This is a genomic window from Comamonas denitrificans (assembly GCF_017368815.1).
In the GTDB taxonomy this organism is placed as follows: domain Bacteria; phylum Pseudomonadota; class Gammaproteobacteria; order Burkholderiales; family Burkholderiaceae_C; genus Comamonas; species Comamonas denitrificans.
The window spans coordinates 25,072-40,418 of the sequence record NZ_JAFNME010000025.1; the positions used below are offsets into that span (position 1 = coordinate 25,072).

At 60.6% G+C, this 15,347-nt stretch carries 16 protein-coding genes; 9 read left to right on the forward strand and 7 right to left on the reverse strand.

Annotated elements, in window-relative coordinates; all coding sequences use genetic code 11:
• Nucleotides 1–36: 36 nt before the first annotated feature.
• The 6 genes from flhB to J1777_RS11105 form a co-directional block, all read right to left on the reverse strand.
• Nucleotides 37–1,182 carry a flagellar biosynthesis protein FlhB gene (gene flhB / locus J1777_RS11080; protein ID WP_207575758.1) on the reverse strand — a complete coding sequence of 382 codons (1,146 nt, stop codon included), beginning with the start codon at nt 1,180–1,182 and terminating at the stop codon, nt 37–39.
• Between the two features lie 171 nt (nt 1,183–1,353).
• Entirely contained in the window at nt 1,354–2,079 is a 726-nt protein-coding gene (locus tag J1777_RS11085; RefSeq protein WP_207575759.1) for a protein phosphatase CheZ, read from the reverse strand.
• 6 nt (nt 2,080–2,085) lie between these two features.
• Nucleotides 2,086–2,478: a chemotaxis response regulator CheY gene (gene cheY / locus J1777_RS11090; RefSeq protein WP_207575760.1), complete on the reverse strand. Its 393-nt coding sequence runs from the start codon at nt 2,476–2,478 to the stop codon at nt 2,086–2,088.
• Nucleotides 2,479–2,507: 29 nt separating this feature from the next.
• Nucleotides 2,508–3,548 carry a flagellar motor protein MotB gene (motB, locus tag J1777_RS11095; RefSeq protein WP_207575761.1) on the reverse strand — a complete coding sequence of 347 codons (1,041 nt, stop codon included), beginning with the start codon at nt 3,546–3,548 and terminating at the stop codon, nt 2,508–2,510.
• Nucleotides 3,549–4,409: a flagellar motor stator protein MotA gene (motA, locus tag J1777_RS11100; protein WP_207575762.1), complete on the reverse strand. Its 861-nt coding sequence runs from the start codon at nt 4,407–4,409 to the stop codon at nt 3,549–3,551.
• Nucleotides 4,410–4,623: 214 nt separating this feature from the next.
• The gene (locus tag J1777_RS11105) at nt 4,624–5,199 is read right to left on the reverse strand and encodes a 5-formyltetrahydrofolate cyclo-ligase (RefSeq protein ID WP_207575763.1); all 576 of its coding nucleotides are present in this window, start codon (nt 5,197–5,199) and stop codon (nt 4,624–4,626) included.
• 15 nt (nt 5,200–5,214) lie between these two features.
• Here J1777_RS11105 and J1777_RS11110 point away from each other — a divergent pair, with 15 nt between their 5' ends.
• A complete protein-coding gene (locus J1777_RS11110; RefSeq protein ID WP_207575764.1) occupies nt 5,215–7,182 on the forward strand; it encodes a lytic transglycosylase domain-containing protein in 1,968 nt (655 codons plus the stop codon).
• Between the two features lie 90 nt (nt 7,183–7,272).
• Here J1777_RS11110 and J1777_RS11115 read toward each other — a convergent pair whose 3' ends face one another.
• Nucleotides 7,273–8,205 (reverse strand): MBL fold metallo-hydrolase, encoded by a 933-nt coding sequence (locus J1777_RS11115; RefSeq protein ID WP_207575765.1) that lies wholly within the window; start codon nt 8,203–8,205, stop codon nt 7,273–7,275.
• A gap of 152 nt (nt 8,206–8,357) precedes the next feature.
• Here J1777_RS11115 and J1777_RS11120 point away from each other — a divergent pair, with 152 nt between their 5' ends.
• The 8 genes from J1777_RS11120 to J1777_RS11155 all read left to right on the forward strand — a co-directional run.
• A complete protein-coding gene (locus J1777_RS11120) occupies nt 8,358–8,840 on the forward strand; it encodes an Lrp/AsnC family transcriptional regulator (RefSeq protein ID WP_207575766.1) in 483 nt (160 codons plus the stop codon).
• Between the two features lie 110 nt (nt 8,841–8,950).
• Nucleotides 8,951–9,568 carry a GNAT family N-acetyltransferase gene (locus tag J1777_RS11125; RefSeq protein ID WP_207575767.1) on the forward strand — a complete coding sequence of 206 codons (618 nt, stop codon included), beginning with the start codon at nt 8,951–8,953 and terminating at the stop codon, nt 9,566–9,568.
• A 96-nt stretch (nt 9,569–9,664) separates the two neighbouring features.
• Nucleotides 9,665–10,543 (forward strand): transporter associated domain-containing protein, encoded by an 879-nt coding sequence (locus J1777_RS11130; protein ID WP_207575768.1) that lies wholly within the window; start codon nt 9,665–9,667, stop codon nt 10,541–10,543.
• Nucleotides 10,544–10,614: 71 nt separating this feature from the next.
• Complete coding sequence (gene lnt, locus J1777_RS11135) at nt 10,615–12,144, forward strand: apolipoprotein N-acyltransferase (protein ID WP_207575773.1); 1,530 nt, start codon at nt 10,615–10,617, stop codon at nt 12,142–12,144.
• 91 nt (nt 12,145–12,235) lie between these two features.
• Entirely contained in the window at nt 12,236–12,760 is a 525-nt protein-coding gene (fabA, locus tag J1777_RS11140; RefSeq protein WP_207575769.1) for a bifunctional 3-hydroxydecanoyl-ACP dehydratase/trans-2-decenoyl-ACP isomerase, read from the forward strand.
• A complete protein-coding gene (fabB, locus tag J1777_RS11145; RefSeq protein ID WP_207575770.1) occupies nt 12,757–13,980 on the forward strand; it encodes a beta-ketoacyl-ACP synthase I in 1,224 nt (407 codons plus the stop codon). The genes fabA and fabB overlap by 4 nt, the downstream gene beginning before the upstream one ends.
• Before the next feature lie 33 nt (nt 13,981–14,013).
• Nucleotides 14,014–14,550, forward strand: coding sequence for a D-glycero-alpha-D-manno-heptose-1,7-bisphosphate 7-phosphatase (locus tag J1777_RS11150; protein WP_207575771.1), 537 nt, complete (start codon nt 14,014–14,016; stop codon nt 14,548–14,550).
• A gap of 63 nt (nt 14,551–14,613) precedes the next feature.
• The coding region (locus J1777_RS11155; RefSeq protein ID WP_207575772.1) for a lysophospholipid acyltransferase family protein at nt 14,614–15,347 on the forward strand (734 nt) is incomplete at its 3' end.

The following is a 15,347-nucleotide window of genomic DNA, read 5'->3' on the forward strand; positions in this document are numbered from 1 at the left end:
CACGCTTCCCTTTTATTTCAACGCTATTTATGGTTTTTATTCCGCAAAACGTTTCTTGTTATGCGGATCCAGCTCTTCTGGAACATCGGGTGGGGCCAAATCACCGGGGGCTGGCGCTTCGCCACGCAGGCTGGCTTTCAACCGATACACATAGGCCAGCACCTGCGCCACAGCGGTGTAGAGCTGGGCTGGAATGGTTTGGTCAATTTCCGCATGGGCGTACAGCGCCCGCGCCAGCATGGGCGACTCCAACACGGGGACGCTGTGGGCTTTGGCCACTTCCCGAATCTTCAGCGCAATCAAATCTGCGCCCATGGCCACGACTTGGGGGGCGCTCATGGTGGCCTCGTCATAGCGCAGCGCCACGGCGTAATGGGTGGGGTTGGTGACAACAAAATCGGCCGCCGGCACGCGCGAAACCGAAGCACGGTGCGCCATCTCGCGCTGCTTTTGGCGAATTTTTCCCTTGACTTCAGGGCTGCCTTCAGACTCTTTGTGCTCTTGTTTGACCTCTTGGTGGCTCATTTTCAAGCGCTGCAAGAACAGGAATTTTTGCAAGGGCACATCAATCAGGGCCACGATGAACACCACCAGCATCAGCAGCATGAGGCCCGACAAAATCCAATCGCCCGCCATGGCCAAGGCCATCGGGCTGCCCTGCGCGGGCAACTTGGCCACATGTGCCACGCCATCGCGAATGTGCAGCCAAGCGATAAATCCCAAAATCAGCGTCAGAAAAACGTTTTTGATCGCCGTGACCAATTGCTGCTTGGAAAACACGTTACCCAAGCCCGCCAAGGGGTTGATCTTGCTGAATTTGGGCATGATGGGTGTCCAGCTGAACACCCAGCCGCCGGACATCAGACTGAGCAAAATCGTCGCCACATTGATGCACAGGGCAAACACCAGCACCCCCAGGATGCCCAGACCCATCATGCTGACCAGGCGCTCAAGCATCACATGCGGCACCAGCACCGTGGCCCCATCAAAGGTGAACTGCTGGCGCATCTCGATGCGCAGGTGCTGCAACAGGGTGGGGCCACCGGCCAACACCACCGCACAGCCGATGCCTAAAACCGCCAGATGCGACAAGTCCCGCGAGCGCGAGGTCTGGCCCTCGCTACGGGTCTTTTGCAGCTTCCTGGCGGTGGCTGGGAGGGATTTATCTTGGCTCGATTCCATGGTGGCATGAGAGGTAAGGTCTCATGCCATTGTCCGGATCTGGAAAGAATGCAAAGGATGGATAAGCCCGCTTTAAGGGCTGTTTATCTTGCAAAAGACGCAAGGCAATAATAAAAACAGGAGCTGCAAACGCTTATCCAGCAAGCGTTTCAAACCTTTTATCTATTTACATTAAAAACCCAGGCTGGCCAGCAAATCATCCACCTCGGACTGGGAGGACACCACGTTGGGGGTGCTGGCTGGATCGACCACCGGGCCATTGAGCTCGGGATGGGCAATGGGCTGGCCTTCAGCCAACGCTGCGGCCCAGACATCTTCGGCATCCACCGCCTCAGGCACCGGCGGCGCAGGGGGCTGGGCAGGTGCCGCTGGGAGCACCGCACCGGCCGGGGCGGTTTGCACCAGCAACTCCACCAGCTGGCTCTCCAGGCTGGAGGCCAAGGTAACCACCTTGGCAATCACCTGCCCAGTGAGGTCATGAAAGTCCTGGGCCATCATGATGTCGGTCAGTTGCTGATCGACAATTTCAGTGGCGGTCTCCATGTCCTCCAGGTAGTTCATGATGTGCCCCTTGGCCACCGCAGCGACTGGGTCGGCAATCATGGACTGGCGCATCTGCTTGGTGGCATTGACGATATTGGTTTGGCGCACTTTTGCGTCATCCACCAAGCTCAACACTTTCTCGGCCGCCTCACCGGTTAAACGGGCGATGTACGACAGCCGATTTTGGGCATCGGGCAGCTTGTCGGCCGAGCTGCGCAAGCGATCAGCGTAGCCCAGCTCGCGCAAGGCATCGTGCAACTGGCGCGTGAGCAGCCCCAGCTTGTTGTGAACATCGTCCTGCCCCAAACCGGCTGCAGGCGCATCAACGGGAGGATTGGGCAGATCTTCTTGCATGGTGTTTTACGCCAATCCTTGTTTTTTCAGGATCAGGGTCACCTTCTCTTCCAAGGTGGCCTTGGTAAAAGGTTTCACGATATAGCCAGCAGCCCCGCCTTGGGCGGCAGCCACAATATCCTCTTTGCGGGCTTCAGCGGTCACCATCAGCACGGGCAGGTGTTTGAGTTTTTCGTCCGACTTCACTTCTGCCAACAGCTGAAAGCCGTTCATGTTGGGCATATTGATATCGGTCACCACGAAGTCGAACTTGCTGCTGCGCAGCTTTTGCAAGGCCGCTACACCATCTTCAGCCTCATCGGCCTCAGAGAACCCGCTCTCTTTGAGCAGGTTGCGCACGATCCGGCGCATGGTGGAGAAGTCATCAACAATTAAAAAACGAAGGGCAGTGTTTGCCACATCGGGCCCCTTTCGGTGAAAAGTTATCGTTAAGGTCTTGCAGCTTCAGGGGCGGCGGATGGCCCCTTCGCTGCATCTACAGGTGCGGGTATTGTCGCTGGTTCAAAGGGTCGATTGTCCGGGGTTTGCCCTGTCAGCACCTCAGGAACATCCGTTTGCTGCGTGACTGGCTGGAAATTTTTCCCCAGCAAGCGCTCTTCGGCTTCGCGTGTGAGCACAGTAATCGTAATGCGCCGGTTTTGCGGTGCCCGTGGTTGGTCCGGCAATAACAAATCCATGGAGGAGAGGCCGACGACCCGGGCCAGCTTGTCATCGGGCATGCCCGCAGAAACCAGCTCCCGGCGTGAAGCATTGGCGCGATCGGTGGACAACTCCCAGTTGCTATACCCGCGCTCGCCATTGCCGTAAGGTGCGGCATCGGTGTGCCCAGCTAAGCTGATGCGATTTTCTACCCCACCCAGGGCTGCTCCCACCTCTCGCAGAATAACGCGCATATAGGGTTTGACGATGGCGCTGCCAATGTCAAACATGGGGCGGTTTTGCTCATCCACAATTTGAATCTGCAAGCCATCCGGGGTGATGTCCATGCGGATCTGCGAACGGTACTCGTTGAGCGTGGCATTGCTGGAAATCACCGCATCAATCTTGGCCTGCAAGGCCTTGATGCGCTGCGCATCTTCTTGTGCCCGACGGGATTTGGCATCCATATCACGGCGCCGATTGGTGTCGGCATCTGTGTCAGAGCGCTTGACCTGCCCGCTGATGCGGGCCAAATCAGTGCCGCCCCCAGGAATGATGCTGGAGCTGTTACCGGCCCCATCCCCGCCCTGCATGGCCACTTTCAGCGGCGAATTAAAGTAGGCGGCAATGCCTTGCAAATCCCCTTTGGCTGTGGAGCCGAGCAGCCACATCAAGAGGAAAAACGCCATCATGGCGGTGACAAAGTCAGCGTAAGCAATCTTCCACGCGCCGCCATGCACACCATGTGCGTTTTTCTTAACGCGCTTGATGATGATGGGCTGGAGTTTTTTTTCACTCCCTCCCGCCTGGCCCTGGGGTGCGGTTGCCATTTACTTCTTGCCCTTGACGTGGGATTCGAGCTCAAGAAAACCGGGGCGCTCTGTCGAGAAGAGAACTTTGCGGCCAAACTCAATCGCTGTGGGCGGGTTGTAGCCTTGCATACTGGCAATCAAGGTGCATTTGATGCAATCGAACTCTTTGGAGGCATCTTGCACGTTGTGCTCGACCAAGCAGGCCATGGGTTCGACCAAAGCGTAGGCCAGCAAAATCCCCAAAAACGTCCCGACCAGCGCCGAAGCAATCATCCCACCCAACACCGAGGGGGGCTGCCCCACCGAGCCCATGGTGTTTACCACCCCCAGCACGGCGGCCACGATACCAAAGGCAGGCAAAGCACCAGCCAGCCGCTGCAAAGCGACCACCGGACGGTGCGCCTCTTGGTGGTGGGCATCAATTTCGTTGTCCATGAGCGATTCAATCTCATGGGAGTTGAGGTTGCCCGAGACCATCATGCGCAGGTAATCGGTCATGAAATCGACCAAATGGTGATCGGCCAACAGCGCAGGGTATTTTTGAAACATGGGGGAGTTCTGCGGCTCCTCCACATCGCCTTCAATGGACATCAAGCCCTCTTTGCGGGCTTTTTGCAAAATGTCATAGAGCAAGGCCAGCAAGTCCATGAACCGGGCTTTGTTCTGTTTTCCCCCTTTAAAGGCAGCCGCCACGGCAGCGATGGTGGCTTTTAGCACCTTGGGAGGATTGGATACCAAGAACGCACCCAGGGCTGAGCCACCAATGGTGGCCATCTCAAAGGGCAAGGCCTTAGCCAAAACATCCACGTTGCCGCCGTGCAATATATACACACCGAAAACGCAGCCAAAAGCAATAACATAACCAATGATGGCAAACATAGGCGGGATTTTGTCAGACTGCCGAGCAGTCAAATACGAAAACTAAAGGGAGAAAACTGCACTTCTTGGCTGCTTGGCGCAATTTCTTGCGCTTTCAATGCGATGGCGCAAAACGTTTGACTGTATCTTGCCTGCACTGCTGTCTGCTGGCACACGGTATTTCATCGTACATAGTAGTTACTAGCAGCACCAACCCAGCACAGCCCATGCGCCATCACCCGACGGGCCAGACTGCACCGTAGTTGTTCAATATGGCATCCAGGGGCTGGTCGTGCGGCTCGGGCTCAAAGCAATCAATATACCCTTGCGCAAACCCCAAACCAACAGTGAACGGTTTGGGCTGCAATTGCGCCAAGGTGCGGTCATAAAAACCACCGCCGTAGCCCAAGCGATACCCCCCCGCGCCATAGCCCACACAGGGCACAAACAGCAACGTCGGCTCAATCACCTCCGTGTCTTTGGGCTTGGGAATCCCGTAGGCATCCTCTTCCATCGGGCACCCCGGATACCACACATGAAAACGCATGGTCTTGGTTTGCTTATCAATCACCGGCAAGCCAATGCGGCGCAGCTGGGGTTTGTCCAGCAGCTCGCCATCTTCCTTCCAGCGGTGCAGGACAGGCAAAGGGTCAAATTCCCCTTTGATTGGCCAATACGCACCAATCACCGTATCGGCACGGCCCACCAACCAAATGCGCATGGCACTTTGCAGGTCGTGCGTGCTCTGCTGCCGATGGGGCATTTGCAAACGGGCTTGCACCAAACTTCGGCGCAGGGCTACTTTGTCCATCACATAATCCACAGAATGAAACGGCTTGCAATTTTGACACCGCTGGTGGCTTTGGCCACTACTTTGACCTGTCCTGGCGTTGTTTTCGCGCAGTCTGCCGCAGATGAGGTGCTGCTGCAGATGCAACAAGCCTCGCGCAAACAGGACCTGCGGACGCTAACCTCCCTGCTCCCGGCCATCCAAGGCCACCCGCTGGAAGTCTGGGGGCACTACTGGGCACTAAAGGCACGGCTAAGCAGCGCCACGGCCCAAGAGGTGGAAGACTTCCTGCAGCGCTGGCGCGGCACCTACCAAGAAGACCGCCTGCGCAACGACTGGCTGCTGCTGCTGGGCCAGCGGCGCAACTGGGCAGAATTTGAACGCCTGCACACCGAATTTCGGATGCAAGACGACAAGCAGCTGCGCTGCTACGACTTGGCCATTGCCAGCATCGAAGGCCGCCTGCCCCAGCACGCCAGCACAGAACTGCAACAACTGTGGATGGGCCAGCCCGCCAATGACGATGGCTGCACATACGCCGCCAGCACCCTGTACGCCGCCGAGCAACTGCCCGCCCTGGCCGTGTGGCAGCGTGCCCGCCTGGGGGCCGAACGCAACCAACTGAGCACCGCGCGCAATGCGCTGGCCATCGTTGCACCGCAGCACGTGGATGCCCTGGCCGGGCTGTTCAAATCCCCGCAGGCATACCTGAGCAACCCCAAAACCACCCCACCGCCCGCCCTGGCCACACTGGCACTAATTCGACTGGCCAGCAGCGACCCGGACCAGGCCGCGCAATTGCTGCGCACGCGCTGGCAACAATCGCTGTCCGCCGAAGAGCAGCACTGGGTCTGGGGCATGATCGGCAAAGTGGCCGCCCGCCGCCTGTCTGACAATGCGCTGGATTATTTTGCCCAAGTCAAACAGCTGACCGACCTGAACGACGACAGCCTGGCCTGGCTGGCCCGTGCCGCCTTGCGTGCTGGCCAATGGGACAAGGTGCAGCGCGCCATCGCCGCCATGTCCCCCGCGCAACAGCAAGACAGCACCTGGGTGTACTGGCAGGCCCGAGCCCTGCTGACCCAGGGCACACCCGCCGACCAGGCACGCGCCCAGGCCTTGCTGGGCAGCATTGCCGGTGTCAATGGCTTCTACGAACAACTGGCCGCTGAAGACCTTGGGCAAGCCGTGCTGCCGCCGCCCGAGCCGCAGCCGCCCACCGCCGAGGAAATCGCCCGCGCCAACGCCAACCCCGGCCTGACGCGGGCGCTGTATGCCATCCGCATCGGCCTGCGCAGCGAAGGCGTGCGCGAATGGAACTACACCACCAACCTGCACCAACCCGGCGGCATGCAGGACCGCGATCTGCTGGCCGCCGCCGCCATCGCCTGCCAAGCCCAGGTGTGGGACCGCTGCATCAACACCAGCGAGCGCACCAAGAGCTTTGTGAGCTGGCAGCAGCGCTACCCGATGCCGTTCAAAGACGAGGTGGTTACCCGTGCCCGCACCATTGGGCTTGATCCCGCCTATGTGTACGGACTGATCCGCCAGGAAAGCCGCTTCATCATGGACGCACGCTCCCATGTCGGGGCCTCCGGGCTGATGCAGGTGATGCCCGCCACGGCCAAGTGGACGGCCAAAAAAATCGGCATGACCGATTTTCAGCCCTCGATGATCAACCAGCACGATGTGAACATCACCATCGGCACCGCCTACCTCAAGCTGGCGCTGGACGATTTTGATGGCTCCATGGCGCTGGCCGCCGCTGGGTACAACGCTGGCCCCGGTCGCCCGCGCAACTGGCGCAACGGCCCGGTGCTGGATGCGGCGATTTGGGCCGAAAACGTGCCCTTCACCGAAACGCGCGACTATGTGAAAAAGGTGCTGGCCAACACCACCAACTACGCCGCCGCCATCACCGGCCACCCCCAATCGCTGCGCTCCCGCCTGGGGCTGGTGGGGCCGAAAAACACCCCTGTGGCGTACAACAAAGAACTACCTTAAATTTGATAGCTGCTTGCGCTTTAAATACATTGATTTAAACGGATTAACACCATTAAAACCAATAATAAAAAGCGCAAACAGCTTCAAATATCAATCCACATTGCGCACCTGATCGCCCTCCCACACCACCGCCCGGGCCGCCGCCAGCGCCTGCAAAAGCGCTAGCACCCAGGCCGCAGGGTCTTGATCGGCAAAGTAGCGCTGGCGCATCTGCTGCATCAGCGGCGTGCTGGCGCACCAATCCTGCACTTGCTGGCAGCTGGCCTGCTGCCATTCCAGCAATTTGTATTTCAACAACACCTTGGCCGCGTACTGCGCATGGCGCTGGGGGTCGGCCTGAAAGTCGGCCAAGCGTTTGCGGGCCACGGCCAGCGCCCCCGCCACATCGCTGAACATACCGCCATGACCGGGCAACACCCACTCGGGTTGCAATTGCTCGATCACCTCCAGCGTGGCCTCCACCTCGGCAAAGGCCTGCTCGCCCTCAAGTTCAGGGAAAACCACACCAAACCCGCGCTCCCACAGCGCATCGGCCGAAATCAACAAGCGCCGCTGCGGCTCAAACAAAACGACCGAATGCGGATCATGCCCTGGGGCCGCATGCACTTGCCAATCGCGCAAGCCCAGCCGCACGGTAGTACCCGGTTGCACCACCCCATCAGCACGAAACTGCGGGCAGCGCTGCCCCGTCGGGGTATAGCTCAGGCCCACCGGGTCCCACTCCTGCACCAAGGCCAATTGCCCTGGTGCAACCCAGGTTTGCACCTGGGGCCAAGCCGCCTGCAGCGCCGCATTGCCACCGCAATGGTCGCTGTGCAAATGGGTGTTCACAATGTGCGCCAGCGTTTGCCCCTGCAGCGCCTGGCGCACCCCTTGCACGGTGGCCGCCGCCTCGGTGCAGTAACCGGTATCGACCACGGCGGTCCGCCCTTGGTTGAAGACGATGTTGTTGGCACTGAGCCAACTGCGTTGCACAAAGCGCATTTCTGGCCACAAGGGGCCCACGGTAGAAAAATCAGACATAGTGGCACATTCTCGTTTACGTAAACGTCAAGCGAATCAGGTAAATTCCCGAGGGGCCCCCTCCCCATTTGCGCAATAAAACTGCTTTCAAAACCCCAAAAACTTGATAAAAATGCAGCAACCTGCGCAAAACGCCATTAAAAAAATCTGCCATGACCGACCTACACAATATTGACAAACTCGACCGCGCCATCTTGCGCCGCTTACAAGAAAATGGCCGCCAAACCTACGATGTGATTGGCGAGCAAGTGGGCCTGTCGCCCAGCGCCGTGCTGCGCCGCGTCAAGCGCCTGGAGGATGTGGGCATCATTGAGCGCTACGTCGCCCTCATCGCCCCGGCCAAAGTCGGCCTGGGCCTGACCGCCTACCTCAATGTGCGCCTGGAAAAAGGCGCTGGCATCCACAAGCGCAGCCCGATGGACGCGTTCCGCGAAAGCGTGCAGGCGTGGCCCGAAGTGGTCGAATGCGCCTCGCTGACGGGCGAGATGGATTACCTGCTGCAAGTGGTCGTCAGTGATATGGCGCACTACAGCCGCTTCATCATGGACACCTTGTTGCAGCATCCCAGCGTGCAAGACTGCAAAACCAGCTTTGTCCTGGACCGCGTCAAAGGCACCACCTCGGTACCGCTCTAAGCCACACCAACACCACACCAACGTATTGGTATTTACCCTAGGACTCATGGGGAAGCCGCACTTATGGTGCAATGCAGGCATTCAAGGGTTTACCCCTATTTGCTTGTACCATGTTGTCTTCCATCCAGTCCTTTCTGCGCCGCTTCACGGCCCGCCCCTTGCTGCCCAAGGTGGTGCCCATTCGCACCCTGAAGGCCAAACACCGGCCCTTGGTGCTCCACCACCTGCTGCAGCTTAGTGATGCCGACCGCTTCTTGCGCTTTGGCTACCTCGCCAACGATGCGCAAATTACCCGCTACGTCGAAAAACTCGACTTCACCCGCGACGAGGTGTTTGGCGTTTTCAACCGCCGCCTGCAATTGATCGCCATGGCGCATTTGGGCTACGGCGCTACGCCCCAGGCCGATGCTGAGTTTGGCGTATCGGTACTGAAAAGTGCCCGTGGGCTGGGCCTGGGTGCGCGCCTGTTTGCCCGCGCTGGCATGCACGCCCGCAACCGCAACGTGAAAACCATGTGCATCCACGCACTCACGCAAAACAGCGCAATGCTAAAGATAGCTATCAACGCTGGTGCCCGCGTGGTTTACTACGGAACTGAGGCTGAAGCCTATTTGCAGCTGCCGGCTCCTGCTATGGATACACGCTTGGCGCAGCGTTTAGAGCAACGCTTTGCCGATGCCGATTACTTTCTGAAAAAGCAATGGCTGCGGGCCAGTGGTGGCCGATAGCCCTGCAGCGCAGCCGCCTATCCTGGCGAAAATCGCTGCGCAATCGGCTATTCTTAGCGCCTTGTTTCACTTGCGCGATAACACGCACTGACCACTGTGTCCGATTCCCACCCAGAGCGGGACGATAAACGCTCTTTCTGGCAGAAGTTTCAAGAATTTCTCCACCCCAGCCCCGATACGCCTGACGCGCTGATCGAAACCCTGGCCGAAGCAGAAGACAAAGCCATCATCAGCCCCGAGGCCCTGGCCATGCTCGAAGGCGTGATCCGCATGGCCGACCGCACGGCCGGCGACATCATGGTGCCGGCCCCCCGCATGGACGTGCTGGACATTCACGCCCCTTTTGAAGCCCTGCTCGACCAGGTCATTCGCACCGCGCATTCGCGCTTTCCGGTGTACGAAGGCGCACGCGAAAACATCATTGGCGTGCTCATGGCCAAAGACCTGCTCAAGCTGCAGCGCTCGCCCACCTTGAAGCTGCGCGCCTTGCTGCGCCCGGTGAACTTCATCCCGGAAACCAAGGGCCTGTACGATTTGCTGCGCGAATTTCGCAGCAACCACTACCACCTGTCCATCGTCGTCGATGAGTTTGGCAACATCGCCGGACTGGTCACGATGGAGGATGTGCTGGAGCAAATCGTCGGCGAAATTGAAGACGAATTTGACACCCCCGACGAGGAAGGCGACATCTTCGCCCTGGCCGATGGCAGCTACCGCGTCGCTGGCGACCTGGACCTGAGCCGCGCCGTGCAGGCGTTTGACCTGCACCTGCCCGCGCACGCCGTGGAAAACTTCGACACCCTGGGCGGCTATGTGGCCCACACCCTGGGCCATGTGCCACGGCGGGGCCAAGTGCTGCAATGGGAAGGGCTGGAGCTGCGCGTGCTGCTGACCAAAGGCGGCGCGGTGCGCTGGTTCCAGGTGCGCCGCCCCGAAGCCCTTGCCACAGATACGGCAGAAAGCACCCCATCTTGAGCACCTTGAGCTTGCCGCAGCGCTCTTGGCCGCAGTTGCCCACCGGGCAGCCGTGGCAATGGCGCTTGGCGATGCTGCCCGCGGGCTGGCTGCACGCGGCCTCGCTGGCCTGGCCGGGCCACGGCGCGGCCCTGTGGTGGCTGCAACTGCTCAGTCTGGCGCTGCTGTGCAAAGCCTTGCTCGCCACCCCGCGCCGGCGCGATGGGGCGCTGCTGGGCTGGCTGTTTGGCACCAGCTGGCTGGCGGGCACCTTTTGGTGGCTGTTCACCTCCATGCACACCTACGGCGGCCTGGCGGCCCCGCTGGCGGCGGCCGGGGTGCTGGCCTTGGCGCTGTTTCTGGCCTTGTACTACGCCGCTGTTTGCGCGCTTTTTAAGCACTTTAACTTTACCCACCGTGCGGTAAATGCTCTTGTTTTTGCAGCCTGCTGGCTGCTGGCCGAGTTGGCCCGGGGCGTGCTCTGGACGGGTTTTCCCTGGGGGGCCAGCGGGTATGCGCACATCTCCGGCCTGCTCTTTCCCCTGGCCCGCTGGGTCGGGGTGTACGGCATTGGTGCCGCTGCGGCGGGCTTGGCCATGCTGCTGGCCCAAGTGCGCCGCAGCGACCTGCGCGACCCGAAAATCTGGGCCATGTGCGGCTATGGCGCCATGCTGCTGTTTGGCCTACATGCCCAGCGCCAGCTCACACTGAACAACTACCGGCACGAGCAACCGCCCCTGTCGGTGGCCCTGCTGCAAGGCAATATCCCCCAGGATGAAAAATTTCAATCCGGCACCGGCATTCCGCTGGCGCTGCAGTGGTACAGCCGCCAGCTGTACGCCAGCCAGGCCGATCTGACCCTGGCCCCAGAAACCGCCATCCCTTTGCTGCCCCAGCAACTGAGCCCCGGCTACCTGGACGGCCTGCGCTCCTGGTTCAGCACCTGGGGCGACCACCGGGCCGCCTTGGTCGGCATGCCTTTGGGCAACGCGGCGCAGGGCTACACCAATTCGGTCATCGGCTGGTCGCCTGCAGAGCCCTCGGCCTACCGCTACGACAAGCACCACCTGGTGCCTTTTGGCGAATTTATCCCGCCGCTGTTCCAGTGGTTTGTGCGCATGATGGACATTCCGCTGGGGGAGTTTTCCCAAGGGGCCTTGGTGCAACCGTCCCTGCACTGGGCGGGCGAGCGCATTGCCCCCACCATCTGCTACGAAGACCTGTTTACCGAAGAGCTGGCCGCCCGCTTTGCCCAAGAAGCACAAGCGCCCACCATCTTTGCCAACCTGAGCAACATCGCCTGGTTTGGCGACAGCGTGGCCATCGACCAGCATTTGCACATCAGCCAGATGCGGGCCCTGGAGTTTGAGCGCCCGTTCTTGCGGGCCACCAACACCGGGGCCACGGCCATCATTGACCACCGGGGCAACGTCGTGCAGCAGCTGCCTTCGGCGCAGCGCGCCGTGCTGACCGGGGAAGTCACCGGCCACCAGCAACGCACCCCCTACGCCCGCTGGATGGCCGTGACCGGGCTGTGGCCCTTGGCGGCGTGGGCGCTGGTGGTATTGGGCTTGGCCCTGTGGCAGCACAGGCGCGGCAAACTGCGTTGCGCCACGTCCTGATCGCCGCCAAACCCCTCTCAAACCCTTTACACTGCAGCCCATATTTGTAATTAAGTTAGCACGTCCCTGCTAACGCGGAGTATTGAACCCCATGGCCGAATCTTTTTCCTATGAACAACTGATTGCCTCCGGAGAAGGCAAACTGTTCAACCCCGACAGTGGCCGTTTGCCCCTGCCGCCCATGTTGATGTTTGACCGCATCACCCACATCTCTGAAGACGGTGGTGCCCACGGTTTGGGCCGCATCGAGGCCGAACTGGATGTCAAACCCAATCTGTGGTTTTTTGATTGCCACTTCCAAGGCGACCCGGTCATGCCCGGCTGCCTGGGGCTGGATGCCATGTGGCAGCTCATTGGTTTTTACCTGACCTGGCTGCGCCTGCCAGGCCGAGGCCGCGCCCTGGGGGCCGGCGAGGTCAAATTCACCGGCGAAGTGGGCCCCGAGGTGAAGTTGGTCAAGTACGAGATCGACATCAAGCGCGTCATCAAACGCAAGCTGTGCATGGCCATTGGCGATGCCCGACTGCTGGCCGATGGCAAAGAAATTTATGTGTGCAACGACCTGCGCGTAGGCCTGTTTCTGCGCGACGGCGAAAAGGCCGGAGGCCAGGCATGACCCCACGGCGCGTCGTAATTACCGGTGCGGGCATCGTCTCGTGCATTGGCAATGATTTGGCTACGGTCGAAGCGGCTTTGCGCAACGGCACCAGCGGCATCCAGGCCGTGCCGGAAATGACCGAAATGGGGCTGCGCAGCCAAGTGGCCGGCGTTCCCACTATTGATATCGAAGCACGCATCGACCGCAAACAGTTGCGTTTCATGGGAAATGCTGCCGCATACTCCCAAATTGCGCTGGAAGACGCTATCAAACAAGCAGGCCTCACGCCAGAGCAAATCTCGCACCCGCGCACCGGTTTGATCATGGGCTCGGGCGGCGGCTCGCCCGCCAACCAAATCGAGGCCGCCGACACCCTGCGCGAAAAAGGCATCCGCCGCGTCGGCCCCTACCAGGTCACGCGCTGCATGAGCAGCACCGTCTCGGCCTGCCTGGCGACCAATTTCAAGGTCAAGGGCATCAATTACTCGATCACCTCGGCCTGCTCCACCTCGGCGCACTGCATTGGTGCGGCCGCCCAGCAAATTGCCTGGGGCCAGCAAGACGTGATGTTTGCCGGTGGCGGCGAAGAACTGTCCTGGGGCATGTCGCTGCTGTTTGACGGCATGGGTGCCATGTCCAGCAAGTACAACGCCACCCCAGAAAAAGCCGCCCGCGCCTACGACGCGAACCGTGATGGCTTTGTCATCGCTGGCGGCGGCGGTGCCGTGGTGCTCGAAAGTCTGGAGCACGCCCAGGCACGCGGGGCCACCATCTTGGCCGAAGTGGTCGGCTTTGGTGCCACCAGCGACGGCGAGGACATGGTGGCTCCGTCCGGCGACGGTGCCATTGCCTGCATGCAGCAAGCCATGCAAGGCCTGGATGCGCCCATTGACTACATCAACACCCACGGCACCTCCACCCCCGTGGGCGATATGCAGGAAGTGCGGGCCATGCGCGCCGTGTTTGGCGATGCCGTGCCACCGTTTTCCAGCACCAAATCACTCACCGGCCACTCGCTGGGCGCCACGGGTGTGCAAGAGGCGATTTACTGCCTGATCATGCTGAACAAGGGGTTTATCGCTGGCTCGGCCAACGTCGAAACCCCCGATCCGGCCCTGGGCGACATGCCCCTGGTCACGACCACGCGCGATGCCCAGCTGAACCAAGTGCTGTCCAACAGCTTTGGTTTTGGCGGCACCAACGCCAGCTTGGTGCTGCGCCGCTGGACCGGGGCCTGAACCCACAATGCCCACATGCCACGGGGGTGCTAAATGAAAGTGGTGGTTTTTGATTATCTGGGCAGCATCGACCCCGACAGCGTCGGGGCCGTCATGGATGTCAGCACCTGGCAAGCCCAGCCGGGCATCGCCGATGCCATTGCCCACCTCAACCACCACGGCTGGCACGTGGTGCAGGCCGTGAACCAACCCGGCTTGGGGCGAGGCAGCTTGGAGATTGCGGAGCTCACCGCCGTGCAGCAGCGCCTGCAGAAAATCCTCAATGCCGCAGGCGGGCGGATCGAAGCCTTCTTTTTCTGCCCCCACGCCCCCGAAGAGCACTGCGACTGCCGCAAGCCCGCCCCTGGCCTGCTGCTGCAAATTGCCGCCCGCTGCGGGGTCGCCCCCCAAGAGCTGTGGGTGGTTGGCCTGTGCCAAGCGCACATCCAGGCCGGGCTGGCCGTGGGGGCCAAGGTGGCCTTGGTCATGCCCGATCCCTCTTTGCACATCGACTGCACGCCCTGCGCCCAAAGCCCGTTGCCGCGCTACGCCAACTGGATGGCGCTGGCCCACGCCCTGGCCCCTGATTGACCCTTGCGGCTGGCAAGACCCATACCCTGCGCTGGCCCATTTCCTTCCGATTTCTGCCCCGCCATGCTGTTTTTGCGTTCTCTTTTGCACACCTTGTGGATGGTGATTACCGTCATTCCCTACACCTTGGGGGTTTTATTGGCCCGCGTCCTGGGCCTGCCGGTGATGGTGCGCTGGCGCATTGGCACGGCCTGGCTGATGCTCAGCGTCCACGCGGCGCGTTGGTTTTGCGGCATTCGCTACCGGGTGCAAGGCTTGGAACATTTACCCACCGACCCCCACCAGGGCGTGGTGCTGCTGGCCAAGCACCAATCAACATTTGAAACCTTTTTGCTCCCTGGCATCCTGCCCCGGCGCATTGCCTATGTGTTTAAAAAAGAGCTGCTGAGCATTCCTTTTTTTGGCTGGTCGATTGGCAGCATGGACATGATTCACATTGACCGCAAGCACGGCAGCCGTGCGTTTCACAAGGTGGTCGAGCAAGGCAAGCGCCTGCTGGGCGAAGGCGTGTGGGTGGCGATGTTCCCCGAAGGCACCCGCGTGGGCCGGGGCGAAGTGGGCGACTACAAAAGCGGTGCCGCACGCCTGGCCTGCATGTGTGGCGTGCCCGTCGTGCCGGTGGCCATTACCAGCGCGCGCTGCTGGCCCCGCAATGGCTTTGTGCGCTACCCCGGCACGGTGGAAGTCTCGATTGGCCAACCCATCCCCACCACCGGGCGCAAGCACGATGAGCTGACCGCCGAGGTGCAGCGCTGGATTGAGGCCGAAATGCGCCGCTTGGACCCCGAGGCTTACCC

Coding starts and splice junctions, on each gene's coding strand:
- flhB (WP_207575758.1), bottom strand. CDS start 1,182: ATGGAATCGAGCCAAGATAAATCCCTCCCAGCCACCGCCAGGAAGCTG.
- J1777_RS11085 (WP_207575759.1), bottom strand. CDS start 2,079: ATGCAAGAAGATCTGCCCAATCCTCCCGTTGATGCGCCTGCAGCCGGT.
- motB (WP_207575761.1), bottom strand. CDS start 3,548: ATGGCAACCGCACCCCAGGGCCAGGCGGGAGGGAGTGAAAAAAAACTC.
- motA (WP_207575762.1), bottom strand. CDS start 4,409: ATGTTTGCCATCATTGGTTATGTTATTGCTTTTGGCTGCGTTTTCGGT.
- J1777_RS11105 (WP_207575763.1), bottom strand. CDS start 5,199: ATGGACAAAGTAGCCCTGCGCCGAAGTTTGGTGCAAGCCCGTTTGCAA.
- J1777_RS11110 (WP_207575764.1), top strand. CDS start 5,215: ATGAAACGGCTTGCAATTTTGACACCGCTGGTGGCTTTGGCCACTACT.
- J1777_RS11115 (WP_207575765.1), bottom strand. CDS start 8,205: ATGTCTGATTTTTCTACCGTGGGCCCCTTGTGGCCAGAAATGCGCTTT.
- J1777_RS11120 (WP_207575766.1), top strand. CDS start 8,358: ATGACCGACCTACACAATATTGACAAACTCGACCGCGCCATCTTGCGC.
- J1777_RS11125 (WP_207575767.1), top strand. CDS start 8,951: ATGTTGTCTTCCATCCAGTCCTTTCTGCGCCGCTTCACGGCCCGCCCC.
- lnt (WP_207575773.1), top strand. CDS start 10,615: ATGCTGCCCGCGGGCTGGCTGCACGCGGCCTCGCTGGCCTGGCCGGGC.
- fabA (WP_207575769.1), top strand. CDS start 12,236: ATGGCCGAATCTTTTTCCTATGAACAACTGATTGCCTCCGGAGAAGGC.
- fabB (WP_207575770.1), top strand. CDS start 12,757: ATGACCCCACGGCGCGTCGTAATTACCGGTGCGGGCATCGTCTCGTGC.
- J1777_RS11150 (WP_207575771.1), top strand. CDS start 14,014: ATGAAAGTGGTGGTTTTTGATTATCTGGGCAGCATCGACCCCGACAGC.